The following is a 25801-nucleotide window of genomic DNA, read 5'->3' as shown; positions in this document are numbered from 1 at the left end:
AATTAAGCATTACTTTATAAGGAATGGGCTTAAGAAATCAAAATTCATATTTTGATTTCAAGCTTGTTCCTTTTTGCTTATTACAAAATGACATATTGAAACGGAGTTAAGTGTGGTACAATTTCTAATATTGGAGTCGAATGAAATTAATTATGTATAGCAAGGAGTGGAAGGCTTATCAGTGCGAAAATGGTGAAAATCTTAGCTATTATCTCAAATGTATTTTTAGTTATCGGAATAGTGTTTTTAATTTCTTTAAACATGATAATGGCAATCACAATGTTTGTTGTATCACTAGCAATAAGTTTAACAATTTTTAATACGTTATTCAGAGATCGAACAGCGATGAAAATTATCATTAATATTTCATTTGCAATAGTTTTAATTGCTATTATATTTGCTTATGTTACATTAACAAAATAAGTGTAAGATGAGGAGTTTTTCATAAAATGAACGAAAACATAAAGCGTAAAATACCTTTGTTTATTATTATCTTAATTTTTATTGTTTTTCTAATCTTATTTATTGTTAATGAAACACATTTATTTGATAATCAAAAAACCAATACATTTAATGAAGCGGTCGAAAAACAAGTAGCAACTGGGACATTAAATATGACTGAAAAAGATGGCCGATTTGTTGAAGCATCTAAAAAAGACGTTCAAAAAGCAATGGATGTGAATAGTGACAAAGATAACTTAAATCACATGGATATTTCTGAAAAAGTATCCATGTCTGAAGACGAAGTCAATCGTATTTTAAAAGATAAAGGTATCTTAAAAAATAAGGGGAAAGCCTTTTTAAAAGCTCAAGATAAATATGAAGTGAATGTCTTGTATCTTGTCAGCCATGCCCTTGTTGAGACAGGAAATGGCAAATCTGAACTAGCAAAAGGCATAGATGATGATGGAAGCCGATATTATAATTTTTATGGTATTGGTGCCTTTGATGAGAATGCAGTTCATACAGGTAGTAGTTTTGCAAAAAAACAAAAATGGACGTCGCCAGAAAAAGCAATAATGGGTGGCGCTCGCTTTGTGAGAACTAACTACTTTGAAAATAAGCAACTCTCTTTATATCAAATGCGATGGAATCCTAAGTCACCAGGTGAACATCAATATGCAAGTGACATTGAATGGGATGAAAATATCGCCACGTTTATGAAACACTACTATGATAAATTTGGCATTAAGAAAGATCATATTAAGAAAGATTACTATTTATAGACTACTATAAATACTGTTATAGGCTAGAATGTCATATAAATAAATTAAGAAGAGATAGGGAAGTTTGGAGTGAATTTTAGATGAAAATAGCAATCGTAGGTGCTGGTATTGGCGGTTTAACAGCTGCCGCATTATTAAGTGAGCAAGGTCACGAAGTTAAAATTTTCGAGAAAAACAAAGAGATTACTGAGATAGGTGCTGGTATTGGCATCGGAGGTAATGTGATAGACAAATTAGGCAAACATGATTTGGCAAAAGGTATCAAAAACATTGGACAAGTTATCAATGTTATGAAAATTTTGGATGATAAAGATAATGTATTAAGTAAAGTGAAGTTGAAGAAACATACAGTGAATTTAACAATGACACGACAAAGTTTAATAGATGTTATTCAATCTTATATTCCAGAATCAGCAATTTTTACAAATCATCATGTTACGCATGTAGATAATGATGCGTTAAAAGTTGTGTTACATTTTGAAGAACAAGAGGCAGAGGCATTTGATTTATGTATCGGCGCAGATGGACTACATTCTAACATCAGACATGCTGTAGCGCCAAATAGCAAAACCTTATATCAAGGCTACACAGTGTTCAGAGGGCTTGTAGAAGATGTAGATATTAAATCAAACAATGTTGCAAAAGAATATTGGTCTTCTAAAGGCAGGGTAGGTGTCGTTCCGTTATTAAATAACCAAGCTTATTGGTTTATTTCAATCAATGCTAAGGAAAATGATGCAACTATGCAATCCTATGCAAAACCACATTTGCAAGCTAGGTTTAATCATTTTCCAAATGAAATTAGAAACATTTTAGATAAACAAAGTGAAACAGATATTCTACTTCATGACATTTATGATGTGCAACCGTTAAAAACTTTTGTCTATCAGCGAATTCTATTACTAGGTGATGCTGCACATGCAACAACGCCAAACATGGGACAGGGAGCTGGACAAGCAATGGAAGATGCTATTGTTTTAGCTAATTGTTTGAAAACATATGCCTTTGATGAGGCTTTGCAAAGATATGATAAATTACGTGTGGCTCATACTAAAAAAGTTATTAAACGCTCTAGAAAAATTGGTAAGTTAGCACAAAAAAGTAATAAATTGGTTGTATTAGTAAGAAATACAATTACTAAAATCATTCCAAATCGACTTGTTGCCAAACAAACTAAATTTATTTATAAAGCAAAACACAAATAAAACAAAACCTCGAAACAATGTCTAAATCACTGTTTCGAGGTTTTTCTGTACATAATTTTTTAGTTTACGGCAAATTTAGGTTTTTGATTGTTCATTTTACTAATTGTATCATTTGCTACAATTTTTGACATCATGTCACGTGATTCATATGTTGCATTACCAATGTGAGGCGTAATTACAACATTGTCTAATGTTTTAAGTTCATCATGAATTTCTGGTTCGAATTCGAATACGTCTAAGGCTGCGCCTTCAATTTCTTTTTCTTTTAATGCTTGTACTAAAGCCTGTTCATGAACGATAGGACCTCTTGAAGCATTGATTAAGTAACTAGTTGGCTTCATCATTTCAAACTGTGCTTTGTCTATTTGGTGATGTAAACTTGGACTATAGGCAGCGTTAATTGTGACAAAATCTGAATTTTTTAATAATGTGTCTAAATCAACATATTTTGCACCAATTTCTCGTTCTTTCTCGACTTTCTGATGCGGTCCTGTGTATAGGACGTTCATGTCAAAAGCTTTGGCACGTCTAGCCACTGCACTACCAATTTCACCTAGGCCAATAATGCCAATTGTTTTACCAGAAACTTCTCTACCGCGGAAAAATAAAGGCGCCCATCCATCAAAACCAGTGGTTCTACATAGTTTATCACCTTCTGGAATTCTTCTTGCAACAGCAAGTACAAGTGCAAAGGTTAACTCTGCCGTAGAATTTGTGGATGCTTTAGGTGTGTTTGTAACATCGATGTTTTGTTGACGAGCATAATCAATATCAACATTATTGAAACCAGCACCATAATTTGTGATGATCTTAAGATTATTGGCGGCATCAATCACATCTTTATCGACATTAGTTGAAAGAAGACTTATCAATGCATCCGCATCTTTAACGCCTTGCTTGAGTGTCTCTTTATCAATGATACCTTGTCCTTCATACATATTAACTTCAAAGCCTTGATCTTTTAATAAGTTGAGACCAACTTCAGGAATTGGACCTGCGATATAAACTTTTACCATATATAATCACTTCCTTCACCTTAAAGTATAGTAAATTTCATGGAACCAAACAAATATTAGTACTGTAAAATAGTAAAAAGTAAAACATTAATCAGAAAATCCAGTTTAAATACGATAACTGTGTAAACTTTATTTTAATAAATTTTATAAAAATAGGGCGATAGGTTAAAATCTAATGGTGTTTTAGACTTTAAGCCACCACCCTAAATGCTAAATAGCTGCATATTATCCTGAAATCAGTAAAAGTTATTTATCTCACATTTGATTTTAAAATATTAACCTACTATTTTTAAACCTACGATAGATAGTATAATTAAAGCAATAAAGAAGATTCTTTTTGCATTTTTTGATTCATTATACAAGAACATACCTACTAAGGTACCACCACCAGTACCAATCCCGCTCCACACTGCATAAGCTGTGCCCATCGGAATATCGTTCATTGCAAACTTTAACGTGCTGAAACTACAGATAAATGCAAGTGCTAATACGACGATGAGCCATTTCTTTTTCGTACGTGTAATTTCATTTAATACAATCACACCTACAACTTCTAAAAGGCCAGCAATTAATAAGATAATCCATGCCATTAGCTTTCAGCCTCCTCAGTAGTTAATTTTAAACCTACAATGCCGATAACTAACAAGATAATTAGGATAATCTTAATTAAATTGAATGGATCTCCTAAAAATATCATGTCTACAAATACTGTCCCTACAGCACCAATACCGACAAACACAGCATATACTGTACCAACTGGTAAGTATTTACAAGCAGAAATAACAAGAAAGAAACTAATAATAATAACTATGAATGTTCCAATCCAACCAAGTACTGAATCGGCTGTATTTAAACCAGTTACCCATACAATTTCTATGAGTCCGGCTAAGATAACCTTGAACCACTGCATTTGATGTGCCTCCTTATAATCATTAAACCATTTCATTTTCTCAAATAATCGACTAGAGTTCAATATGACTAGAAATAGAAAATAATAAGAACGCAGTAATCAGCATATGTTTAAATATTATCCTCATGTTATATCATTGATAAATTATCCGTCAGTCGTTGTGTAGGTTATACGCCCTGAAGCACATGCCATGCCAAATTATTGCTTATTTTCAAAAAGAGTAAAGGTATGTTAAATAAAAACGAATTTGTATCTTTATTAGAATCAACTATTGTCAATAACAAAAAGAGCCCGAGGCATGTAACTACCTCGAGCTCTTTCTTCATTCAATATTAGGTTTTGTAGCGATATTAATACTTAGTTTACGTGAATGTAGTTATATGAACTAGCTTCGCCAGCTGAAATTGTACGTTCACTAACTGAGTATGGTCCACCATTATAGTTCATTTCAGATACGTTTACAGAACCATCACTATTTACATTTTCAACATAAGCGACGTGACCGTATGCGCCTGAAGATGATTGTAAAATTGATCCAGCTTCTGGAGAGTTATTTACTGTGTAACCTGCTGAAGATGCTGCTGAAGCCCAGTTATTAGCGTTGCCCCATGTTGAACCGATATTTCCACCAACTTTATCGAATACATACCAAGTACATTGACCAGCTGTATATAAGTTAGCACTAGAACCTGAAGTAGATTGTGTAGTGTTTTGATTTGTTGGTTGCGTTTGTTCTGCTGCATCTGCTTCGTTTCCGTGATCTAATCCTACGATTGCTGCGCCAATACCTGCTGTTAAAGTTGTTGCTGTAACTAATTTTTTCATAATTAAAAAATCCTCCCAAAGATTATAAAGTGTTATATGTTATTCAATTGATTGTCTTAAATTTTAATAGTTATTCTTTTTACGGTTTGCTTTCAACGACAAGTAATACTCTAACAGATGAATCAAGCTTTGTGTGGATTGTTACGCTTTTGTAAAACAATTAAAAAAACCTCACATCTCGTTGTAATAAACGAGATGTGAGGTTACAGGATCATATCAAGCCGTAATATAGGATATGAGGCTTTAATATAACGTTTTTTAATAAAATTTACAGTTTTTAATATTATAAGTGTTACAACAATTGTAAAAAATCACAAAATTGTGTTTTGATTATTTGAAGAATCGTATTGATAGTGGTGGTAAATAATCTTCACCATTATATGCTTTTACCGCTGCCACAATTGTAAAAATGAAATGTAATATTGCGATAATAGGGAACAATATAAATCCTATTAATATAAGCATTGCTATCGTTGCAATGCTTAACCAAATAACATAAGAAAGCACGAAGTTAAAAAAGTTTTTCCCAGCTCTATCGACAAATGGTGAATCTTCACGCTTAATCAACCAGATAATCAATGGTGCAATTATTGAAGTGAAAAAACTTAATACATAGATTAATGTTGCCATTAATCTTGCGTCTGAATCAGATTCTTGATTTACATACAGATTAGTTTGTTGGTTATTATCAAATTCAACCATATCTGATATACCTCCTTTAGTTTGAAGTTGTGGATAGTTTTACTATAACAAACTTTGATGAGCAATAGAATGTAAATTAATTTATTATATTTAATTGTAAAAATTGACTATATCCTTATGTCTATCCTTGTTAAAATATAATAATGCAATTTCTAAACTATTACTTACTATTACCTCAAATTTAAGTTGTAAACCAGTGTTTATTAAATTTCTATATAGGCTATAGTTGATAGTAATGTTTATAATTGATAGTCCGAAAAATAAAAAGAAAGAAGGGAAATTATGAAAATAGCTATCGTAGGGTCAGGTAATGGTGCCGTAACTGCTGCACTAGATATGATCAATAAGGGGCATGAGGTCAAATTATATTGTAGGAACCAATCAATGAATAAGTTTGACAAAGCACTAGCACAAGGTGGATTCACTTTTAATAATGAAGGAGAAGAAAGTTTTATTGAATTTACTAATGTTAGTGATGATATGGAGTATGTGCTTCAGGATGCAGAAGTTATACAAATTGTTATACCATCTTCATTTATCGAACACTATGCACAAACAATGGCGCCTTTTGTGAAGAAAGAGCAACTCATTTTCTTCAATATTGCAGCTTCTATGGGGTCTATTCGATTCATGAATGTGCTTGAAGATATGCATATAGATGTGTTACCACATTTTGCAGAAGTAAATACTTTGACATATGGCACACGAGTTAATTTTGAAGAAGCACGAGTAGATTTGTCATTAAATGTGAGAAAAGTTCATTTTTCAACATATGATAAAGAGTACTTAAGTGATTGTTTTGATAAGATAGAAACGTTGTACCCAAATATCGTTAAAGAAGAAAGTTTATGGAAGACTAATTTAGAAAATGGTAACCCAGAGGTGCACCCTGGACCAACTTTACTGAACGTAGGACGTATTGATTATGCGGATAATTTTGCTTTATATGAAGAAGGAATTACTAAGCATACAGTTAGATTATTACATGCAGTTGAATTAGAAAGACTCACTTTAGGACGTAAACTTGGCTTTGAATTATCTACTGCCAAAGAAGCGCGAATTGAAAGAGGTTATTTAGAAAGACAAGATGAAGATGAACCGCTAAACAGATTATTTAACACGAGTCCCGTATTTTCACAGATTAAAGGACCAAACCATGTGAAGAATCGTTATTTAACTGAAGACATTGCTTTTGGATTAGTATTATGGTCAAGTCTTGGACGTGAAATCGATGTTGCAACGCCAAATATTGATGCAATTATCGTGCTCGCATCAACAATATTAGAGCGAGATTTCTTTGAAGAAGGTCTAACAATCGATGAATTAGGCAAAGATAAACTAGGATTTGAATAATTAGTTATATAACAGAGGGGGATTGTGTATGAAAAGACAACCAACATTTTTAGAATCAATCTCAACAATTATAGTAATGGTTATCATCGTGATTACTGGATTTGTAGTGTTTGATATACCGATACAGGCGCTTTTAATATTATCTTCTGCTTATGCTGCATTAATAGCAAGAAGAGTAGGATTGAAATGGCAAGATTTAGAAGAAGGGATAACGAAACGTTTATCTACAGCAATGCCAGCAATTTTTATTATTTTAGCTGTCGGTATTATTGTAGGAACATGGATGTATTCTGGCACTGTTCCAGCACTTATTTATTATGGTCTAGAGTTTTTAAATCCTAATATATTTTTGGTTTCAGCATTTATCATTTGTGCAGTTACATCTGTTGCGACGGGAACAGCCTGGGGTTCTGCCTCAACGGCCGGCATAGCCTTAATGGCCATTGCAACACAATTACATATCACGCCAGGTATGGCTGCTGGTGCTATCATTGCTGGTGCGGTATTTGGAGATAAAATGTCTCCACTTTCAGATACAACAAACTTAGCTGCATTAGTAACAAAAGTGAATATATTTTCACATATAAGAGCAATGGTCTGGACGACGGTACCGGCTTCAATTGTAGGACTGATTGTATGGTACTTTGCGGGAAGACAGTTTGGTGGTAACACGAATACATCTCAGGTTAACGAATTGTTAAAAGAACTGTCACAAATATATAATATAAATATTTTTGTATGGATACCTTTAATTGTTATTATCATTTGTTTGCTAATGAAAATGTCAACAGTGCCAGCAATGTTGATTTCTGCATTAAGTGCAATTATTGTTGGCGCAGTAAATAATGGATTTAAAATTGTCGACGGTTTCAAAGCAACATTTGATGGCTTTAATAAGGATATGGTCATAACCAATAGTGGTACATTAACAAATAAAGCTATCAGTTTGATAGAACAGGGCGGCATTATGAGTATGACTGAAATTGTGGTTACGATATTTTGTGGTTATGCATTTGCTGGTATTGTTGAAAAGACAGGCTGTTTAGATGTGATTTTGCAAAAAATATCTAAAAACATAAATACAGTGGGACAATTGGTGCTAGCAACGGTATTAGGTGGTCTCATGATGGTGCTTGCTGCAGGTGTAGCATCTGTTGTGATTATTATGGTAGGTGTTCTGATGATGGATATGTACAATAAAATGGGACTCGATAGATCCAATTTATCTAGAACATTAGAAGACTCAGGTACAATGATTATTCCATTAATTCCATGGGGAACATCTGGTATTTATTATACACAACAACTAGGCGTAACAGTTGATCAATTCTTTATATGGACAGTACCATGTTATTTATGTGTACTATTTGCTTTATTCTATGGCTTTACTGGTATAGGTATTAAAAAAGCAGAAATAAATGAATAGTGTAACAACGGTGGGTGCACCATTTCACATTAATTCAACATCAGTTCAATGATTCACAACAGTCATTGAGCTGATGTTTTATTATATTATAGTTATCTATAAGCGTGTAATATAAGCACTTAACTAAGCAGATAGATAAACAAAGAGGATATCATTTGTGAAGCCCTTACAATTTATTTATATCAATTTCATATTAGAAGTTTAAAAATATATAATTAGGCTAAACATAACTATGAATGAGATGAATCTATTATGTACGTAGTAATCATTGTAGCGATATTGCTATGTACCAATCACTTCATCAATATTTCAATGTAGATAAAGTGTTTAATATCCTTCTATTATCTATTTTTAATCGGTTTTGTTCTGTATATTGTAGCGATATTACATTATAGAACCGATTTATTAGCGCAATCATTTATTTAGAATGGAACACTAAGGACCATAGTTGTTTGAATATATATTAAAATGAGACAAGCATATGGTTAATTTAAGACTGCTGATAAAGGTTCTTACTTTGTTGTCAGCTTTTTTATGGATGCTTTGGTAGGAACTGCGTTAGCTTGTCGACCACGACAAGTGTTTTTCTCACAGGAGCTATCATAAATTACTGTCAATACGTTATAAAACAAATATTTTAAATAGTATACAGGTATTTTATGAAAGAATAAATATATAGGAATCATTGCTTTTCTATCTTCATTTAAGCATAACAAAAAAGACAACCCCAAAAGGATTGTCTTTTTTATATCACTAAGTATTAGTGGATGTAGTTGTAACCTGAAGCTTCGCTTGCAGAGATAGTACGTGATGTAACCACACCAGCGCCTTGACCATAGTTCATTTCAGAAACATTGATAGAACCATCACTATTTACATTTTCAACATATGCTACGTGACCGTAACCACCAGCTGTTGATTGTAAGATAGAACCTGAAGCAGGTGAGTTGTTTACAGTGTAACCTGAAGCAGCTGCAGCGCTTGCCCAGTTATTTGCGTTACCCCATGTAGAACCGATTTTACCGCCAACTTTGTCATATACATAATATGTACATTGTCCAGCTGTGTATAGGTTGTTTGAAGAACCTGAAGTATTTGAAATTGAATTTGAGCTTGAACCATTTGATGGTGCGCTAGTAGTACTTACTTTAACATTACTGTTTGAAGTAGAGTTAGAAACAGCACCTTTACCACCAGTACCTTGGTTATTAGCTGTATATGATTGAGTTGAATTATTATTAGTTGAGTTAGTATTGCTAGTTTGACCTTGACCATTGTTATTAGTGTGACCTTGATCACTGTTGCTTGGATTCCAATTACCTTGCCAAGTGTAGTGGTATTGACCTTGTTGATCTATAGTGTATGAATAGCTATATGAACTTGGGTCATTTGGGTTATATCCCCCATTATTGTTTTCTGCTGCATCTGCATCATGTTGTGCAAAAGCAAAAGTAGCGATTCCTGCAGTAGCGATAGAAGCTGTAGCGATTTTTTTCATTGTTAAATATCCTCCTAAGAATAGTAAATAATTTAAATATTAGTATTAATTTTATCCCAGTCTCTAAACGACAATTTTATAATTTTTATTCGCTGTTTCAACGACAAGAATTACTTTATCAAAAAAAGTGCTGTTTGTGGGCGTTGTTATCATTTTGTAATTTAGTTCTAATAATTAAAGTGATTATGTAACAAATAAAGCAAAAGTGAATTTAGGGCTAATGACTGATAATATCATGTTTTACTGTGATAAAGTGTAAAATGGTACTTCATTATATTACAAAGCTGTAAAATAACAGAAAATTTCAAACAAGAAAAAATGTGACTTTATATATATTTAAAACATCTAAAAATTACTATACGACTATTTTATGAATTATCTATTATATTAAGTTAAATGAAAAATTCAGACGTCTATAATAATCATTTGAATTATGTATGAGCATGGGTATTGACACTATATAGGTAAGATACTAATATAGTAGTATAAAAAATATACTGGTGAGTGAGGTGAATGAATGAAAATTGAATTAGGGTTAACTTCTTTTGCGGATAATACAGATTTGCATACAGAAACAGGTGCTCAATCTGCTATATCAAATGCACAAAGAATTCGTAATATAATAGAAGAAATTGAAATTGCAGATCAATATGGACTTGATGTTTACGGACTAGGTGAACATCATAGACCAGATTATGCTGTATCGGATCCTGTTACAGTATTAGCCGCTGCCGCCACAAAGACAAAACATATTAAATTGAGTAGTGCAGTTACTGTATTGTCTTCAGATGATCCAGTTCGTGTTTATGAACGTTTTTCTACTTTAGATGCAGTTTCAAATGGACGAGCAGAAATCATGGTGGGTAGAGGCTCGTTTATAGAATCATTTCCATTATTTGGCTATAATTTAAACGACTATGACCAACTATTTAATGAAAAAATTGATTTATTAATAAGTATCAATCGCAATGAAATTGTTAATTGGGAAGGACATATTAGACCATCTATAGAGAATTTAGGCGTCTATCCAAGAGCAGAGCATGGACCACTACCAATTACCATTGCTACGGGTGGTACACCAGAATCTTCATTAAAAGCAGGAGCGTTAGGTTTACCAATAACTTATGCTATAATTGGTGGGGATCCAAAACGATTCAAAAGAAATGTAGATATGTATAAATCTATAGCAGAATCTTATGGGCATGATGCTAAAGCATTATCTGTTGCAACACATTCATGGGGCTATATAGCTGAAACAGATGAACAAGCTAAACGTGAGTTCTTCCCATCAGTAAAAGCTAGTCACGACATATTGGCAAAAGAGCGTGGTTGGCCAATGTATAATGAGAACAGCTTTGAACGAGAAGTTGGGCCAAATGGAGCATTATACGTTGGTAGCCCAGAAACAGTTGCCACTAAGATCATAGAAACGATTGAAGCACTAGGTATTACACGTTTTATGTTGCATACCCCAGTGGGCTCAATACCGCATGAAAGAACAATCAGTACGATTAAACTATTGGCTGAACGTGTAAAACCTATTGTAGATAAATATTTTGAAAACAAATAAAAAGGAGATTTTGTAATGATATTACGTTATTTAACAAATTTAAAATTAGCTAAGGAATTATATGGTGCGGCAAAACCTAAAATAAAAGGTGACCAATCTATGAAAGATACATTTGTTGAAGTATTTAATTTACCAGCAAATGCTGTACCATTAGCAGGTGCAGTCGAAACATTAAGTGCAGTATTTTTTGTATTAAGCTTTGCAAGCAAAAAATTATCACGTCTTGGTTCATTGCTAACGATTGCAGTACTAGGCGTAGCAGCATACAAACACTTTGAAGCTGGTCACGGTAAAGCAGGCGCTAAACATGCATTAGATTTAACAGGTTTAGCAGCATTAAGCTTTTTAGATACATTTGACTGTAAGAAAAAATAATTAGTTATATTTTGACTATTATTAGTTGTTATCATGTAAAGGATATAGGCTATTTGCTTTTTTAATTAAAAGCAGATAGCTTTTTTTATTAGAAAATATTTTTTGCTAAAGTTCCATGTATTTTGTATGTCAGAAGGTTTGATAATTGTAATGGATAGACACATTCTTTTTTTAGTAATAATAAGAATGAATCGCTAAATAAAATTTGAAAATGAAAAGTAAATATTAAAAAAGTAGTATGAAATTTTAATATTTCACATAGTTGGTCATATTGAACTAGCAGTGGAAAATGGGATAAAATTAGTATATTAATATTGCTAAGAATCACTTGGACAGATATTAACATCATGAAAAACATAAGGAGTGGTTAAATGAAGTCACAAGCATTCAAGTCATTAAACGAACTTATTGAAACGTATCAGCAAGGGAAAAAGTTTTTTAAATTAACTAAAAGGGATTATAAATTGAATTATGAAGAAGTATTTATCTTAAATTACATTTATAACTGTAAAGACAATGAAATTACAGCAAAAGATATTGCAAAATATTCTGAACTGCAACCGTACTATTTAACAAAAGCATTACAAAAATTAATTAAGATGGGTTATTTAAGTAAAAAAAGAAGTGAAATTGATGAAAGAACGGTGGTAGTTTATGTAAATGAACAGCAACGTACTAAAATAAATGAAATGATTGAAACTTTACACCAATCACTATAATGTCGATTAATCTCACTTAATCAAAAGAATTGTACATAAGTAATAACAATAAGAATATTCTGAATAATGTAATTTTATAATAAAAGTTATATATTGTACTTAGATATTATTTTGGAAGAGAATTAACTGTGTTATACTTATATTTATTAAGTGAAAGCGCATACAAAGTGGGCGGGAAAGGTGTTATTATGAATTTACTTATAGGGGTCATATTTTTAGGTATTGTGTTATGCTTATTTACTTTATTTACAAGTAAAGCACCAAATGGTAGTAAAGCAATGGGGGCGCTGGCAAATGCTGCAATTGCATCTTTTTTAGTTGAAGCATTTCATAAATACGTAGGCGGTGATTTGTTTAGCATTCCATTTTTAGGTCAGCTTGGTGAAGCAGCGGGTGGCCTTGGCGGTGTCGCAGCAGCAGGTTTAGTGGCGCTGGCAATGGGCGTATCTCCCGTATATGCATTTGTTATTGCAGTTGCATGTGGCAATATGGATTTACTTCCAGGTTTTGTAGCAGCTTATATAGCGAGCTTTGGTATGAAGTGGATGGAAGAAAAATTACCAGATGGTTTGGATTTAATTGCTGCAATTATAGTTATTGCACCGATTACAAGACTGATTGCAACTGGAATGACGCCCGTAGTTGATGCATCATTATTACAAATTGGTAATATTATTAAGGAATCAACGACATCTAGTCCGGTGTTAATGGGTGTTGTACTAGGTGGCATTATAACTGTTGTAGCAACGGCACCGTTAAGTTCAATGGCATTAACAGCTTTGCTTGGATTAACTGGAACGCCTATGGCAATTGGTGCATTAGCAGTATTTGGCTCATCATTTATGAATTTTGTATTATTCAAACAAATGAAGTTTGGTGATCGCAAAACAACCATTTCGGTTGCGATAGAACCTTTATCACAAGCGGATATCGTAACTGCAAATCCAGTTCCAGTATATGTAACTAATTTTGTAGGTGGTGCGATATCAGGAGTCATTATAGCATCGTTTGGTTTAGTGAATGATGCAACTGGAACGGCAACTCCAATTGCTGGACTTATGGTGATGTTCGGTTTTAACAATGCAATAACGGTAATCACTGTAGCTTTAATATGTGCAGTTAGTAGTGCAGTCTGTGGCTATTTAGGATCAGTTGTATTTAAAAATTATCCTATTATTACAAAAAATGAATTACAAAATGGTACAATGCCTAAAAAAGTTAAGCAATATTATAAACTTAAAAAGCAATATGCAGAAAGTTTAGCATGATGATAAAGAGACTCAAAACGGAGTCTCTATTTTTATGACCGCTTATTTATATTATAATCATGTCCATTATATAATATTGCAGCTTGTCTCTTTTAATCGATACAGTTATATGAATATTTGTTAGTTATAATAAAGCTATGCTTTTATAAATTTAACAGCGTTCATGTTGAATAGCTTACTTCCAACTTGAACGCTGCAATTATGTGTTCTGTTAAATATGAAAAGATAACCTTTCATGTATGCAACTATATTATATTGACTTAGTTTGGGTATAGCGTATCGTGCTTCTTTCCATTTTATTAAATATATACTCTAGGATCATAGCCAATAGCCAATAAAATAATGCAGCAATGGAGTAAACTGTTATGAAACGATAGCCTTCATTAGCTATTACATGACTTACAGCCATAATTTCGGTTACCTGAACTGCAAAAGCTAACGAAGTTCCTTTGATAAGCATAATGAACTGGTTTTCTATATTAGGTAAGGCATAGGCAAATGCTTGGGGTAACACAATTTCTTTGTAAATGTGATATTTAGTTAAACCGACTGATTGAGCAGCTTCTATTTGATGAAAATCAACCGATTGCAAACCACTTTTAATTGACTCTGATAGATAGGCAACAGCATGCAATGAAAATACAATAAAGGCAATGATTAATGGTGAAAAAATATCTGGATTCATGTGCCAATCTAAATTTTCGTTTAAAAATATAATGAAGGTAGGTAAACCATAATAGACAATGAATAATTGAACGATAAGTGGTGTGCTTCTAAAGAATGAATTATATACAATAATAAACTGAGATAGCACTGGTATGCGCTTTAATCGAATCAATGCGAAAATTAATCCGATGGATAGGCCAATAATGATAGCGACAAGAGAAATCATTATTGTATTAGGTACGCCTTTAAGAATTTCGAACATCGTGTACAGAACAAAAGACATATGCCAGTCCTCCTTATATATGGTATGGTTTTTGAGCACGTTTATCTATGAATGTAAATATGCCTTGGATCACTAAAGCAATCATCCAATATACGATGGAAATGACGATATATACTTCTAACATGCCTAAACCATAATTATTACCAATGATGAGTTTTACTTGTCCCATCATGTCGATAATACCTATGGTAAAAGCTAATGAAGTATCTTTTACAAGTTCGATGATTTGAGTTGTTAAATTTGGAATACTATTACGTAGTGCTTGTGGTAGAATAATCTCTTTTAAAATTCTAGGATATGTTAAACCAATGGATAATCCAGCCTCAATTTGCTGATAGTCAACCGATTGATAACCAGCACGAATAATTTCGGATAAATAAGCACCAGTATGTAATGTGAAAGCTAAAATCACGAAAAACAATCTACTGAAATGATTGATATCAATATGCACGATTAATAATAGCTGAGGTAAAGCAAAATAAACTAAGAAAAGTTGTAACAGTAACGGCGTACTACGAATAAAAGAAATATAAATGCTTACGATTGAAGATAATAGCTTAATTTGTTGAATGCGAATGGTAGCTAACGTAAAGCCAAGTATCAAAGCAAAGACAAGTGATATCATTACCATTAACAAAGTTAAAGGTAATTGTTGCAATACCTGATTAAATAAATCTAACCAATTTGCTGTCTGCATTAAGGTTGTACCTCCAATTGTGATTTCTTGCTATTAATATCATCCAAATCTTCAAAAACATTAATATCAAAGTATTTTTCGGAAAGAGACTGCAGTTTGCCCTCTTTTTTCAATTCAAGTGTTGCTTGATCAATATCATCATGCAATTGTTGATGTTTTTTATTGTAAACAATGTGCAAAGGTTCTTTTTTTACAATACCACCAATTTTAACGTCTGCTTTAATTTGAGATTGAATCGCTTTGTAAGTATTCCAATTTAATAGCATCGCATCTCGTCGTTGCTGACTTACCATTTTTAAATTATCGCCATTGGAAGGTTCTTGTATTGTATTGATATTAATTTTGTCATTATTATTTTTATTGTATTCCGTTAATATGGCATAAAGACCGCCACTAGGGGCCATAGGTGTGATGTTCTTTCCTGGAAGGTCTTCTAAAGTATGTATATCGTTGTTGTTACGATTAACGACTAGCATAGGTAGCGCGTAACTATATGGTACATCTTGGTATAGAAATTGCTTTTCACGTTCAGTTGTTTTGAAAAACCAATTAATCCCCATATCAAATTTGCCAGCACCAATTCCTACTAAATTCGATTCTTCTTCGCCAACTTCATATTTGAAATTGTATTGTGGTAGTTTTTGTTCAAGTAACTTCATATATTCCATATCGAGTCCAACAAATTTATTATCTTTTGTGGTATACAAATAGGGTGGATTAATCTCTGCAGATAAAGCGACTTTTATTTGTTTTTTTGGTGATGAACTATCCTCTTTATTCAGAGTATTACAAGATGTCAATAAAAAGCATAGCGAACCGAGTAATATAAATATGTATGTTTTATATCGTATCATTGAGCACCACGCCCTGTACTAACGTGATTTAGGAAACGTTGAATTCTTTGGGATTCACTGTGCTCTAATACTTCTTGTGGCGAACCACGATGAATAATTTGTCCTTCATCAATAAAAAGTACTTGATCAGCAATCGCTTTAGCAAATTGGATTTCATGAGTGACCAAGACCATCGTCATACCTTCTTGTGCAATAGATTTGATCAGAGAGAGTACACTTTGTATGGATTCTGGATCTAAAGCAGAGGTAGGTTCATCAAGTAGGAGTACATCAGGATTTAACGCAAGCGCACGTATAATTCCAATACGTTGACTTTGCCCTCCAGACAACTGTACTGGGTACTTATCTTTTTGATTTAATAAATCAATTCGATTTAAGTAAGATAATGCGATGTCGTTAGCTTTGCTAGTAGTATAATTTTTGCCGTATTTTAAACCAACTGTAATATTTTCTAGTATAGTTTTATTTTTAAAAAGATTATAATTTTGGAAGACCATTGCTGATTTTTGTCGTAACTTATAAATATCTTTTTTATTGTAGTGTGAAGCATCAAAGACTGTGTTTCCAATTGTAATGGTTCCTGATTTTGGAAGTGCAAGTGCATTTAGCGTTCGTAACAATGTTGTTTTACCTGAGCCACTAGGCCCAATGATTGCTGTAACAGTACCCTTTGTTTGTTTGAAGCTGACATCGTTCAGTATCACATTTTCATTGTATTGATGTGTAAGATGATTAACATTAATCATATAAATCCTCCCAATATAGCATTAATTATAAATTATCACAATAAATCTTATCGGTAAAGTAGGGAATTGGGTTAGAAACCTTTATTTCAATCATGTCCAGTGTTAAACTTATATTTACATAGAAAGAAATATGACGATGAGGTGAAGTAAATGGAAACTTCTGCATTAATACATACAGATATTCAGGAAAAGTGGATAGCAAAATTGAATACAGTGAAGGATGATTTTAAATCACATGCTGTGTATAACGATTTACATTCCAGGTTTCCATATGAAAATATTGAGTGGCTTGTCAAAGAAGGTTATACATTATTAACTTTACCTAAAGCATATGGTGGCGAGGGTGCTACAGTTGAAGATATGGTAATCATTCAAAGTTACTTAGGATCAATAGATGGTGCAACAGCACTTTCAATTGGGTGGCACCTTAGTGTTGTGGGTCAATTATATGAACAAAAGATGTGGGATAAAACAATATTGGACCAATTTGCTAATGCTGTTAGACAAGGCGCACTTGTGAATAGATCAGTGAGTGAAGCAGAAACAGGCAGTCCTACACGAGGTGGCAGACCAGCTACGCATGCAGTTAAAGATGGCAAGGATTATGTAATAAATGGTGTTAAAACATTTACTTCTATGAGTAAAGGATTAACACATTTCATTGTGAGTGCCTATGATGAAACGATTGAACAAGTAGGATTTTATCTCATACCGAAGGAATCAGCAGGTGTGGAAATAGCTGACAATTGGAACATGATAGGAATGAGAGCCACAGAAAGTCATGATTTAATATTAAATGATGTCCGTATTCCAGAGCAGAATTTTGTGGAAATCAGAGGTGCTGGTGGTAAAGCACCTAATGGATGGATATTACACATCCCAAGTACATACTTAGGCATTGCGCAAGCAGCACGCGATTATGCTATTGATTTTGCTGAAAATTACAGCCCTAATAGTATAGAAGGTACGATAGGAGATATAACAACGGTTCAACAAAATATTGGTAAAATGGAATCATTGCTATTATCTGCACGTCATTTTTTATGGAGTACGGCGTCGCTATATTCAACTGAATATTCGGCTAAAGCTATATGGAATGAAACTTCTGCGAGTAAGGTATTAGTAATGAATCAAGGTCTCGAAGTGATTGATCTCGCTATGCGCATCGTTGGTGCTAAAAGTCTTGAAATGGAACGGCCTCTACAGCGTTATTATCGAGACATGAGAGCGGGATTACACAATCCTCCGATGGAAGATATGGCATATACAAACATTGCAAAAAGCGTGTTAGGTCAATTTTAAAAATATTTAACGTTTTGTAACAGAACAATTTAATATTTGTGATTAAAATACATTTAGCTTGTTTGTCTAAATGTATTTTTTAATTTCTTAAAATAATGAAATTAAATTTTCTTACCTATTGTAAATTTACTAGACTCATTATATAATTAATTGGTACTGATAATCATTTTCAATGGAGGAAAATTATGAAAAAATTATTGTTTCCGTTACTTGCTTTAATGCTTGTTTTGGCCGCATGTGGTAACAAATCAGATAGTGATTCAAATAATGACAAAAAAGCAGAAACAAAATCATATAAATTAGATAGTGGGAAAAACATCGATATTCCTAAAGACCCAGAACGCATTGCAGTTGTAGCACCTACATATGCTGGAGGTATCAAGTACCTTGGTGGTAAGATTGTTGCTGTAAATGAACAAGTAGATAACAGTCAATTACTTAAAGATAAATTTAAAGGTATTGAAAAAATTGGGGAAAATGATGTAGAAAAAGTAGCAAAAACAAAACCAGATTTAATTGTTGTATACTCTACAGATAAGAATATTAAAAAATACCAAAAGATTGCACCTACAGTTGTTTATGACTATGGTAAGCATAAATATTTGGATCAACAACGCCAATTAGGTAAATTACTGGGTAAAGAAGATAAAGTGAAATCATGGGAAGACAAATGGAAATCACAAACTAAAAAAGATGGTCAAGAAATAAAAAATAAAATAGGTAACGATGCAACCGTTTCTATCTTCGATGAATTTGACAAAAAATTATATAGTTATGGTCCTAACTGGGGACGTGGCGGTGAAGTAATATATCAAGCTTTTGGTTTGAAAATACCAGATAAACTGAATGAGTTAGTTAAAAAAGAAGGCTGGGCAGAAGTTAAACAAGAAAAAATCCCTGATTACGCCGGTGATTATATCGTTTCAACAAGTGAAGGTAAAGCAAAACCTGGCTATGAAAAGACAGATTTGTGGAATAATATACCAGCAGTACAACAAGATCATGTAATTAAAGTTCAGGCAGAAACATACTGGTATAATGATCCATATACATTAGAATTTATGAGAAAAGACTTAAAAGAGAAATTCTTGAAAAACTAAATTAAAATATCAGTACACAAGCTATATTAATAAAATCATTAGTAGTTTAAAGCGCCCAAAACATTAATAAATCAATGTTTTGGGCGCTTTATTATATTTGTAACAGATATGCTAAAAGTATATGCAAGTTCACATTGTATTGTTGTTTCAAAAGACGATTTATTCTTATTTAGTACCACCCTTTGAAAATACGCTTAGTTATCTTAAATGAATGAAAGCAACTTTAGGCCGAATAAAATCAATGATTCGTAGGTGATATGTATTAGACATATGTTTAAAAATAGCAATTGAAAAAATTAATGCATCTTATTGTAAACTTTTTATTTTTAAAAGTTTACAATCGTGATATAATTCATTTTATTGAGGAGGATTGACTATGACAACAAAATATTTAGTATATACAGCTTTGATGACAGCTATTATCGCAGTTTTAGGGTTTGTTCCCGCGATACCATTGCCTGTTATGCCAGTACCTATTGTCTTACAAAATATAGGGATTTTCTTAGCAGCGATACTACTTGGACGTAAATATGGAACTTTAAGTGTAATCGTATTACTATTACTCGTAGCGACAGGACTACCTTTATTATCTGGTGGACGTGGTGGTATAGGTGTTTTTGCTGGACCATCAGCAGGTTTTTTATTTATGTATCCAGTTATTACATATCTAATTGGTTTAGTAAGAGATTTGTATTTTAATAGAATTAATTTTGTTGTATTATTAACTACAACAATACTGTTTGGTGTATTACTACTAGATGTAGTAGGTACTTTAATTATGGGATGGATTACGCAATTACCAATTTCAAAATCAATAATGCTATCATTTGTCTTTATGCCAGGCGATTTAATAAAAGCGATTATTGCTAGTTTAATAGGTAACGCAATGTTAAACCATAGCCAATTTAAACAGTTACTTAAGTAATAATGCGTTAGGGGAGGGTATATAAAGTGGTTGTTTCTATGAATGATATTTATCAACAAGGCACAATCTATCAAAGTGATAACAGAAAAACCATTTATTTAACACCTGAGGAACCTTTAGTATATGATACAAATAAATGGGCATATAAAATCATGCCTACAATTGATTCGTGGAAATTGGATATAGCATATCAACAATATATGCATGAACAACAATCATCTTCACATCTAGCATTTACCTTTCCTGAAAATGAAAATCTTGATCAGCAATGGTTAGATGAAATAAATGCATTAGGTTTTGAATTAGGTATTATGGAACTTTATGCGATTGAACCGTGTGATATAAATAGAAGTAAATATAATGACATAGAAGTTGTAATTGTTAATGATATGACGCTTGAAGATTATATAGCGATTTATCGCAAATTTGCTGAACCTTATGGTGTAGCATATGCAAATGAAAGTATACAGTTGATTCGTAATCAATTTGATACAGAAAATAGGTTGAGAATCATTGCATACAAAGATAACACACCAGTAGGGATATTAGATTTAATTGTAGGGGAAACTACGGTAGAGATTGACGGATTTGGTGTGCTAACACAGTTTCAAAGACAGGGCATAGGTGCTGTAATGCAGTCATTTGTAGCAGAAATTGCGAATGATAAGACGATTATTTTAATTGCTGATGGTGAAGATAGTGCGAAGAATATGTATATAAAGCAAGGGTATATATTTATTAGTTATTGTTATCAGGTTCTTAAAGAACATATCTAAAATATTACTATTTCATAAATAAAGTGGAGAAGTAGTTGGAGATTCAATCAACTACTCCTCCGCTATTTTTATGCGTTCTGGATGACTATAGATATTAAAATTGCCCTCTCTGATGAAACCAATAGCTGTAATATTTAAATCATGCGCAAGTGTAATCGCTAAAGTTGTAGGTGCGGATTTAGAAAGTATAACACCAACACCGATCTTTGCTGCTTTAATCAATATTTCAGAAGATATGCGTCCACTGAATATAAGTACTTTATTGCGTACTGGTATATGTCTTTCGATACAATAACCATATAGTTTATCTAGCGCATTATGGCGTCCAATATCTTGTCGGTGTTCGAAAAATGTATCGCCATCACTTATAGCTGCATTGTGTAACCCGCCTGTTTTTTTAAACACTTCACTTGCACTTTGTAAACGTGTCATCATATTTAGTACTTGCTTGGGATTTAATTCGATATTTGACATAGAAGTCTTTGCAATAGCAGCATCATTTTGAAAATAAAACTCTCTACTCTTTCCACAACAAGATGCAATCATGCGTTTAGTTGAGTATTCAAATCGTTCCCCTAAAGACTTAGTTAATTCTACATGTGCAAACCCTCTACTATCATCTATTTGAATAGATTTTAAATCATCGCTTCTCAATATTGCACCTTCTGACGCTAAAAAACCTAATGTAAGTTCTTCCATATGATTTGGACTGCAAATAACTGTAGCAAATTCTTCGCCATTCACCATGATTGTTAATGGGAATTCAGTTACATAATGATCTTTTTTTTCTATAAGTGTACCATTTTCATAACGCACTATTGGTTGATTAGTTAAAACATCTTCATGCATCTATACACCTCATTTCATATTTAACTACTATTTTAACTTATTTTTGGCAGTAAAAAAATAATTCAGTTTCTAAAGCTAACATTCATATGTTGTGTGTGTTTGAAGTTGATACACAGTTAAGAACTAGATAAGGTAAATCAGCATTGATTTGAAATCGTGTGAGAAGTAAACTTAAAGTAAACAAACATTTATAGAGGTGATTTTATAATGGCAAGTATTAGAGACATTGCTCGTCAAGCCGAAGTGAGCCCAGGTACAGTCTCTCGTGTACTAAATAATGATCCAACATTATCTGTTGCAAAAGACACGAGAACGCGTATACATCAAATAGCACAAGATTTACAGTATCAAAAAAGCACAAGAAAGAACAAAAGCATTCAAATTATTACGTATGCTTCTCGAGCTAAAGAAATGTCTGATCCCTATTATAGAGAGATTCGTTTAGCAATCGAAGCTGAGGTGAAAAGGTTGAATTTGTCACTTAAGCGCACATTAAGAATAGATGATCAACAAAATCAAATTAATTTACATAAAGTTGAAAATGCAGGAGCAATTATAGTGATAGGTAATTTTTCAGTAGATGCATTAAACGAGTTAAAGTCACATAATCCGAATATGGTTGTTATTAATAATCCAAATACGCCTAAATCGATTGATGCTGTATATTCTGACTTGAATGATGCGATGATAGAGTTGTTGGATTGTATTTTGGCGCAAGGGTTAACAAGCATTGCATATGTAGGAGGTCATCACACTATACGGGGATTAGACGGTATTACAACAACCAATGCAACAGATGTCAGATATCAAGCGTATCGGTCATGGTGTAAACAACATAAAATTGAAGAATATGTATTACTTCTCGGATGGGAAAAAAAACATGGTGAAGATGCAGTGAAGCGCTTTTTAAACAAAGCAAACGACTTTCCAGAAGTTTTTATTGCAGGTAATGATATGCTTGCAATAGGTATTTTACAACAATTGCAGACTAGTAAAAAAATAATTCCTGAAGAAGTGAAATTAATTAGTTTTAATGATTTAGAAGTGATTCAATATGCAACACCTTCAATCAGCAGTGTGCATATTCCAGTAGATGAATTTGGTAGAACTGCTGTGAGGATGGCAGAAGAGCGTATAAATAAAACGAGACAAATTGCAATTCATGTCGTTGCAGAGGCGCAGCTCAAAGCGAGAACTACTTTTCAAGTATGATTAGCAACATTGACAAAACATTTAGTAAACAAGTAAACTTTATTTGAGTTTACTATGCTAGATGGTATCTTAGTGTTAATAAAGGAGTGACGTACTTATGTTACAGGGAATGTATGAAAAATTTGAATCATTATTCGATGTAAAAGCAGAAGTAGGTGCATTTGCACCAGGGCGTATTAATTTAATAGGTGAACATACGGATTATAATGGCGGCTATGTATTTCCTGCTGCAATAGAACTTGGGACATATGGATTAGCATCCCAAAGAACCGATCGCACAATTTGCTTATATTCTAATAATTTTGAAGACATTGGCATCGTATCTTTTACATTGGACGAGCTCGTATATAATGATCAGCATGATTGGGCAAATTATCCTAAAGGTGTTGTCAAATACTTAAACGAACAATTTGACAATATTGATCATGGGTTCAATATTTTGATAGAAGGTAATATTCCGAATGGTGCGAGCTTATCATCATCAGCATCAATAGAATTATTAACAGGTTGGTTAATTAAGCGACTATTCAATTTAGAATTAGAGCGTTTGCAACTAATTAAGTTAGGTCAAGTAGTTGAAAATAAATTTATGGGCGTTAATTCTGGCATTATGGATCAATTTATTATTGGTATGGGCAAAGCAGAACATGCCTTATTATTAGACACTGCAACACTTGATTTTGAATATGTACCAGCTAAATTTGGAGATTATGTGATTTCTATCATGAACACTAATAAACGTCGCTCGCTAACTGAAAGTAAATATAATGAACGTAGATCCGAGTGTGAAATGGCTTTGTCTCAATTACAACAGAAACTGGAAGTTGATTCATTGGGTGAGCTATCATTAACTGAATTCGACACATATAAATCGCTAATTAGTGATGATGTCATAAGAAGAAGAGCCAAACATGCTATTTCAGAAAATGAACGAACGAAACTTGCCCATAAAGCATTGACTGAAAATGACTTCGAACAGTTTGGTGAATTGTTAAACGCATCACATAAATCGCTAAAGGATGACTACGAAGTTACAGGCATTGAATTAGATACATTAGCAGAAACGGCACAACAAGTAGATGGTGTATTAGGCGCTAGAATGACAGGCGCAGGATTTGCAGGATGTGCGATTGCTTTAGTTGATAAACAGCGCATACAAAGGTTAGAAGATGAAGTGTCAAAAGCTTATATTGAAAAAATAGGGTATGCACCTTCGTTTTATCATGTGGGTATTAGTGATGGCGTTAAATCCTTATAAGTAATACAAAATGATTAAGAGAAAGGATTTTGAATATGTCTGTATTAGTATTAGGTGGCGCTGGATATATAGGTAGCCATGCAGTAGATCAATTAATAAGTAGAGGTTATGACGTAGTTGTTGTAGATAATCTAGGGACTGGTCATCGGGCAGCTGTGAATAAAGGGGCACGCTTTTATGAAGGCGATATTCGGGATAAATCATTTTTAAATCAGGTGTTTACAAATGAAACGATTGAAGGTGTATTCCACTTTTGTGCTTATTCTTTAGTCGGAGAATCTGTAGAAAAGCCATTAGCTTATTTCAATAATAATGTAAATGGTTTACAGGTCTTGTTAGAAGTCATGTATGATCACCAAGTGAAGCACATTATTTTTTCTTCGACTGCAGCAGTATATGGTGAACCTGATACGGTGCCAATAACTGAAGCGGATTCTAAAACGGCGACGAGTCCATACGGTGACAGTAAGTTAATGATGGAGAAAATGATGCATTGGAGTCACAATGCATATGGTGTGAACTATGCTGCGTTACGTTACTTTAATGTAGCGGGAGCAAAACAAGATGGCACGATAGGTGAAGATCATCGACCTGAAACGCATTTAGTGCCGATTGTGTTACAAGTTGCTTTAGGACAAAGAGATGCCTTAACCATATTTGGTGATGACTATGATACAGAAGATGGTTCATGTATTCGCGATTACCTTCACGTTGTAGATCTTATAGATGCTCATATTTTAGCTTATCAACATTTACAAAAAGGTGGGGCATCTGGTGCATTTAACTTAGGAAGTAGCCAAGGATATTCAGTATTTGAAATATTGAATGCAGCGCGTAAGGTAACAAACAAACCAATTGAAGCGAAAGTAGGCCCAAGAAGAGCCGGAGATCCTAGTAAGCTCATAGCTTCTAGTGATAAAGCACGATCTATACTTGGTTGGAAACCTCAGCACGATTGTATTCATGACATCATTGATTCTGCTTGGCAATGGCACAATCAACATCCAAACGGTTACCAAGAAGATATGGAGGTATAATGC

At 33.1% G+C, this 25801-nt stretch carries 27 protein-coding genes; 16 read left to right on the top strand and 11 right to left on the bottom strand.

The genetic code is table 11. The features are described 5' to 3' along the window. The first annotated feature begins 189 nt into the window (after window positions 1–189). The 3 genes from BTJ66_RS04145 to BTJ66_RS04135 all read left to right on the top strand — a co-directional run bounded on the left by BTJ66_RS04145 (window position 190) and on the right by BTJ66_RS04135 (window position 2431). On the top strand, window positions 190–423 hold the full coding sequence (locus tag BTJ66_RS04145; RefSeq protein WP_099089711.1) for a hypothetical protein: 234 nt from the start codon (window positions 190–192) through the stop codon (window positions 421–423). Window positions 424–449: 26 nt separating this feature from the next. Then, window positions 450–1226, top strand: a complete 777-nt coding sequence (locus BTJ66_RS04140) for an N-acetylglucosaminidase (protein WP_099089710.1) — start codon at window positions 450–452, stop codon at window positions 1224–1226. An 80-nt stretch (window positions 1227–1306) separates the two neighbouring features. Next, a complete protein-coding gene (locus tag BTJ66_RS04135) occupies window positions 1307–2431 on the top strand; it encodes an FAD-dependent monooxygenase (RefSeq protein WP_099089709.1) in 1125 nt (374 codons plus the stop codon). A gap of 59 nt (window positions 2432–2490) precedes the next feature. Here BTJ66_RS04135 and BTJ66_RS04130 read toward each other — a convergent pair whose 3' ends face one another. The 5 genes from BTJ66_RS04130 to BTJ66_RS04110 all read right to left on the bottom strand — a co-directional run bounded on the left by BTJ66_RS04130 (window position 2491) and on the right by BTJ66_RS04110 (window position 5884). Next, complete coding sequence (locus BTJ66_RS04130) at window positions 2491–3447, bottom strand: 2-hydroxyacid dehydrogenase family protein (protein ID WP_099089708.1); 957 nt, start codon at window positions 3445–3447, stop codon at window positions 2491–2493. A 275-nt stretch (window positions 3448–3722) separates the two neighbouring features. After that, complete coding sequence (locus BTJ66_RS04125) at window positions 3723–4037, bottom strand: DMT family transporter (protein ID WP_099089707.1); 315 nt, start codon at window positions 4035–4037, stop codon at window positions 3723–3725. Then, window positions 4037–4357, bottom strand: coding sequence for a DMT family transporter (locus BTJ66_RS04120; RefSeq protein ID WP_099089706.1), 321 nt, complete (start codon window positions 4355–4357; stop codon window positions 4037–4039). Before BTJ66_RS04120 ends, BTJ66_RS04125 begins: the two co-directional genes overlap by 1 nt. 357 nt (window positions 4358–4714) lie before the next feature. Beyond that, window positions 4715–5182 (bottom strand): CHAP domain-containing protein, encoded by a 468-nt coding sequence (locus BTJ66_RS04115; RefSeq protein ID WP_099089705.1) that lies wholly within the window; start codon window positions 5180–5182, stop codon window positions 4715–4717. 330 nt (window positions 5183–5512) lie between these two features. Next, entirely contained in the window at window positions 5513–5884 is a 372-nt protein-coding gene (locus BTJ66_RS04110) for a DUF4870 domain-containing protein (protein ID WP_099089704.1), read from the bottom strand. A gap of 282 nt (window positions 5885–6166) precedes the next feature. Here BTJ66_RS04110 and BTJ66_RS04105 point away from each other — a divergent pair, with 282 nt between their 5' ends. Together BTJ66_RS04105 and nhaC are read left to right on the top strand one after the other, a co-directional pair. Beyond that, window positions 6167–7237 carry an NAD/NADP-dependent octopine/nopaline dehydrogenase family protein gene (locus BTJ66_RS04105; protein WP_099089703.1) on the top strand — a complete coding sequence of 357 codons (1071 nt, stop codon included), beginning with the start codon at window positions 6167–6169 and terminating at the stop codon, window positions 7235–7237. A gap of 28 nt (window positions 7238–7265) precedes the next feature. Then, window positions 7266–8663: a Na+/H+ antiporter NhaC gene (gene nhaC / locus BTJ66_RS04100; protein WP_099089702.1), complete on the top strand. Its 1398-nt coding sequence runs from the start codon at window positions 7266–7268 to the stop codon at window positions 8661–8663. A gap of 760 nt (window positions 8664–9423) precedes the next feature. Here nhaC and BTJ66_RS04095 read toward each other — a convergent pair. Beyond that, window positions 9424–10161, bottom strand: a complete 738-nt coding sequence (locus tag BTJ66_RS04095) for a CHAP domain-containing protein (RefSeq protein WP_099089701.1) — start codon at window positions 10159–10161, stop codon at window positions 9424–9426. 517 nt (window positions 10162–10678) lie between these two features. Between BTJ66_RS04095 and BTJ66_RS04090 the strand changes: the two genes are divergently transcribed. The 4 genes from BTJ66_RS04090 to BTJ66_RS04075 all read left to right on the top strand — a co-directional run bounded on the left by BTJ66_RS04090 (window position 10679) and on the right by BTJ66_RS04075 (window position 14093). Then, entirely contained in the window at window positions 10679–11731 is a 1053-nt protein-coding gene (locus BTJ66_RS04090; protein WP_099089700.1) for an LLM class flavin-dependent oxidoreductase, read from the top strand. Window positions 11732–11746: 15 nt separating this feature from the next. Further along, complete coding sequence (locus BTJ66_RS04085) at window positions 11747–12106, top strand: DoxX family protein (protein WP_099089699.1); 360 nt, start codon at window positions 11747–11749, stop codon at window positions 12104–12106. 371 nt (window positions 12107–12477) lie between these two features. Beyond that, a complete protein-coding gene (locus BTJ66_RS04080; RefSeq protein ID WP_099089698.1) occupies window positions 12478–12825 on the top strand; it encodes a transcriptional regulator, SarA/Rot family in 348 nt (115 codons plus the stop codon). Window positions 12826–13013: 188 nt separating this feature from the next. Further along, window positions 13014–14093: a PTS sugar transporter subunit IIC gene (locus tag BTJ66_RS04075; protein ID WP_099089791.1), complete on the top strand. Its 1080-nt coding sequence runs from the start codon at window positions 13014–13016 to the stop codon at window positions 14091–14093. Window positions 14094–14343: 250 nt separating this feature from the next. Here BTJ66_RS04075 and BTJ66_RS04070 read toward each other — a convergent pair whose 3' ends face one another. Genes BTJ66_RS04070 through BTJ66_RS04055 form a run of 4 tightly spaced genes read right to left on the bottom strand, consistent with a single transcriptional unit; the run spans window position 14344 to window position 17339 of the window. Next, window positions 14344–15042 carry an amino acid ABC transporter permease gene (locus BTJ66_RS04070; protein ID WP_099089697.1) on the bottom strand — a complete coding sequence of 233 codons (699 nt, stop codon included), beginning with the start codon at window positions 15040–15042 and terminating at the stop codon, window positions 14344–14346. A 13-nt stretch (window positions 15043–15055) separates the two neighbouring features. Beyond that, window positions 15056–15739, bottom strand: coding sequence for an amino acid ABC transporter permease (locus BTJ66_RS04065; RefSeq protein WP_099089696.1), 684 nt, complete (start codon window positions 15737–15739; stop codon window positions 15056–15058). Beyond that, the gene (locus BTJ66_RS04060) at window positions 15739–16593 is read right to left on the bottom strand and encodes a transporter substrate-binding domain-containing protein (RefSeq protein ID WP_099089695.1); all 855 of its coding nucleotides are present in this window, start codon (window positions 16591–16593) and stop codon (window positions 15739–15741) included. Before BTJ66_RS04060 ends, BTJ66_RS04065 begins: the two co-directional genes overlap by 1 nt. After that, window positions 16590–17339: an amino acid ABC transporter ATP-binding protein gene (locus tag BTJ66_RS04055; protein ID WP_099089694.1), complete on the bottom strand. Its 750-nt coding sequence runs from the start codon at window positions 17337–17339 to the stop codon at window positions 16590–16592. Before BTJ66_RS04055 ends, BTJ66_RS04060 begins: the two co-directional genes overlap by 4 nt. Window positions 17340–17489: 150 nt before the next feature. On the opposite strand from BTJ66_RS04055, the gene BTJ66_RS04050 reads away from it, so the two are divergent. The 4 genes from BTJ66_RS04050 to BTJ66_RS04035 all read left to right on the top strand — a co-directional run bounded on the left by BTJ66_RS04050 (window position 17490) and on the right by BTJ66_RS04035 (window position 21442). Then, window positions 17490–18641, top strand: coding sequence for an acyl-CoA dehydrogenase family protein (locus BTJ66_RS04050; RefSeq protein ID WP_099089693.1), 1152 nt, complete (start codon window positions 17490–17492; stop codon window positions 18639–18641). Window positions 18642–18826: 185 nt separating this feature from the next. Then, window positions 18827–19741 (top strand): ABC transporter substrate-binding protein, encoded by a 915-nt coding sequence (locus BTJ66_RS04045; RefSeq protein WP_099089692.1) that lies wholly within the window; start codon window positions 18827–18829, stop codon window positions 19739–19741. Between the two features lie 376 nt (window positions 19742–20117). Continuing rightward, window positions 20118–20666 (top strand): biotin transporter BioY, encoded by a 549-nt coding sequence (locus BTJ66_RS04040; protein ID WP_099089691.1) that lies wholly within the window; start codon window positions 20118–20120, stop codon window positions 20664–20666. Window positions 20667–20704: 38 nt separating this feature from the next. Next, entirely contained in the window at window positions 20705–21442 is a 738-nt protein-coding gene (locus tag BTJ66_RS04035) for a GNAT family N-acetyltransferase (protein WP_099089790.1), read from the top strand. A gap of 51 nt (window positions 21443–21493) precedes the next feature. Here the strand turns inward: BTJ66_RS04035 and fdhD are convergent, their stop codons facing one another. Then, window positions 21494–22291: a formate dehydrogenase accessory sulfurtransferase FdhD gene (gene fdhD / locus BTJ66_RS04030; protein ID WP_099089690.1), complete on the bottom strand. Its 798-nt coding sequence runs from the start codon at window positions 22289–22291 to the stop codon at window positions 21494–21496. 207 nt (window positions 22292–22498) lie between these two features. Between fdhD and BTJ66_RS04025 the strand changes: the two genes are divergently transcribed. From BTJ66_RS04025 to galE, 3 genes are all read left to right on the top strand, one after another. Next, window positions 22499–23503 carry a LacI family DNA-binding transcriptional regulator gene (locus tag BTJ66_RS04025; RefSeq protein ID WP_099089689.1) on the top strand — a complete coding sequence of 335 codons (1005 nt, stop codon included), beginning with the start codon at window positions 22499–22501 and terminating at the stop codon, window positions 23501–23503. 97 nt (window positions 23504–23600) lie between these two features. Continuing rightward, window positions 23601–24761 carry a galactokinase gene (locus BTJ66_RS04020; RefSeq protein WP_099089688.1) on the top strand — a complete coding sequence of 387 codons (1161 nt, stop codon included), beginning with the start codon at window positions 23601–23603 and terminating at the stop codon, window positions 24759–24761. A gap of 35 nt (window positions 24762–24796) precedes the next feature. Next, window positions 24797–25798: a UDP-glucose 4-epimerase GalE gene (gene galE / locus BTJ66_RS04015; protein ID WP_099089687.1), complete on the top strand. Its 1002-nt coding sequence runs from the start codon at window positions 24797–24799 to the stop codon at window positions 25796–25798. Window positions 25799–25801 lie beyond the last annotated feature (3 nt).

The sequence above is a fragment of the Staphylococcus edaphicus genome, assembly GCF_002614725.1.
GTDB classification, from domain to species: domain Bacteria; phylum Bacillota; class Bacilli; order Staphylococcales; family Staphylococcaceae; genus Staphylococcus; species Staphylococcus edaphicus.
This window is presented reverse-complemented; position numbering and strand designations above follow the sequence as displayed.

Coding starts and splice junctions, on each gene's coding strand:
- BTJ66_RS04145 (WP_099089711.1), top strand. CDS start 190: ATGGTGAAAATCTTAGCTATTATCTCAAATGTATTTTTAGTTATCGGA.
- BTJ66_RS04140 (WP_099089710.1), top strand. CDS start 450: ATGAACGAAAACATAAAGCGTAAAATACCTTTGTTTATTATTATCTTA.
- BTJ66_RS04135 (WP_099089709.1), top strand. CDS start 1,307: ATGAAAATAGCAATCGTAGGTGCTGGTATTGGCGGTTTAACAGCTGCC.
- BTJ66_RS04130 (WP_099089708.1), bottom strand. CDS start 3,447: ATGGTAAAAGTTTATATCGCAGGTCCAATTCCTGAAGTTGGTCTCAAC.
- BTJ66_RS04125 (WP_099089707.1), bottom strand. CDS start 4,037: ATGGCATGGATTATCTTATTAATTGCTGGCCTTTTAGAAGTTGTAGGT.
- BTJ66_RS04120 (WP_099089706.1), bottom strand. CDS start 4,357: ATGCAGTGGTTCAAGGTTATCTTAGCCGGACTCATAGAAATTGTATGG.
- BTJ66_RS04115 (WP_099089705.1), bottom strand. CDS start 5,182: ATGAAAAAATTAGTTACAGCAACAACTTTAACAGCAGGTATTGGCGCA.
- BTJ66_RS04110 (WP_099089704.1), bottom strand. CDS start 5,884: ATGGTTGAATTTGATAATAACCAACAAACTAATCTGTATGTAAATCAA.
- BTJ66_RS04105 (WP_099089703.1), top strand. CDS start 6,167: ATGAAAATAGCTATCGTAGGGTCAGGTAATGGTGCCGTAACTGCTGCA.
- nhaC (WP_099089702.1), top strand. CDS start 7,266: ATGAAAAGACAACCAACATTTTTAGAATCAATCTCAACAATTATAGTA.
- BTJ66_RS04095 (WP_099089701.1), bottom strand. CDS start 10,161: ATGAAAAAAATCGCTACAGCTTCTATCGCTACTGCAGGAATCGCTACT.
- BTJ66_RS04090 (WP_099089700.1), top strand. CDS start 10,679: ATGAAAATTGAATTAGGGTTAACTTCTTTTGCGGATAATACAGATTTG.
- BTJ66_RS04085 (WP_099089699.1), top strand. CDS start 11,747: ATGATATTACGTTATTTAACAAATTTAAAATTAGCTAAGGAATTATAT.
- BTJ66_RS04080 (WP_099089698.1), top strand. CDS start 12,478: ATGAAGTCACAAGCATTCAAGTCATTAAACGAACTTATTGAAACGTAT.
- BTJ66_RS04075 (WP_099089791.1), top strand. CDS start 13,014: ATGAATTTACTTATAGGGGTCATATTTTTAGGTATTGTGTTATGCTTA.
- BTJ66_RS04070 (WP_099089697.1), bottom strand. CDS start 15,042: ATGTCTTTTGTTCTGTACACGATGTTCGAAATTCTTAAAGGCGTACCT.
- BTJ66_RS04065 (WP_099089696.1), bottom strand. CDS start 15,739: ATGCAGACAGCAAATTGGTTAGATTTATTTAATCAGGTATTGCAACAA.
- BTJ66_RS04060 (WP_099089695.1), bottom strand. CDS start 16,593: ATGATACGATATAAAACATACATATTTATATTACTCGGTTCGCTATGC.
- BTJ66_RS04055 (WP_099089694.1), bottom strand. CDS start 17,339: ATGATTAATGTTAATCATCTTACACATCAATACAATGAAAATGTGATA.
- BTJ66_RS04050 (WP_099089693.1), top strand. CDS start 17,490: ATGGAAACTTCTGCATTAATACATACAGATATTCAGGAAAAGTGGATA.
- BTJ66_RS04045 (WP_099089692.1), top strand. CDS start 18,827: ATGAAAAAATTATTGTTTCCGTTACTTGCTTTAATGCTTGTTTTGGCC.
- BTJ66_RS04040 (WP_099089691.1), top strand. CDS start 20,118: ATGACAACAAAATATTTAGTATATACAGCTTTGATGACAGCTATTATC.
- BTJ66_RS04035 (WP_099089790.1), top strand. CDS start 20,705: ATGAATGATATTTATCAACAAGGCACAATCTATCAAAGTGATAACAGA.
- fdhD (WP_099089690.1), bottom strand. CDS start 22,291: ATGCATGAAGATGTTTTAACTAATCAACCAATAGTGCGTTATGAAAAT.
- BTJ66_RS04025 (WP_099089689.1), top strand. CDS start 22,499: ATGGCAAGTATTAGAGACATTGCTCGTCAAGCCGAAGTGAGCCCAGGT.
- BTJ66_RS04020 (WP_099089688.1), top strand. CDS start 23,601: ATGTTACAGGGAATGTATGAAAAATTTGAATCATTATTCGATGTAAAA.
- galE (WP_099089687.1), top strand. CDS start 24,797: ATGTCTGTATTAGTATTAGGTGGCGCTGGATATATAGGTAGCCATGCA.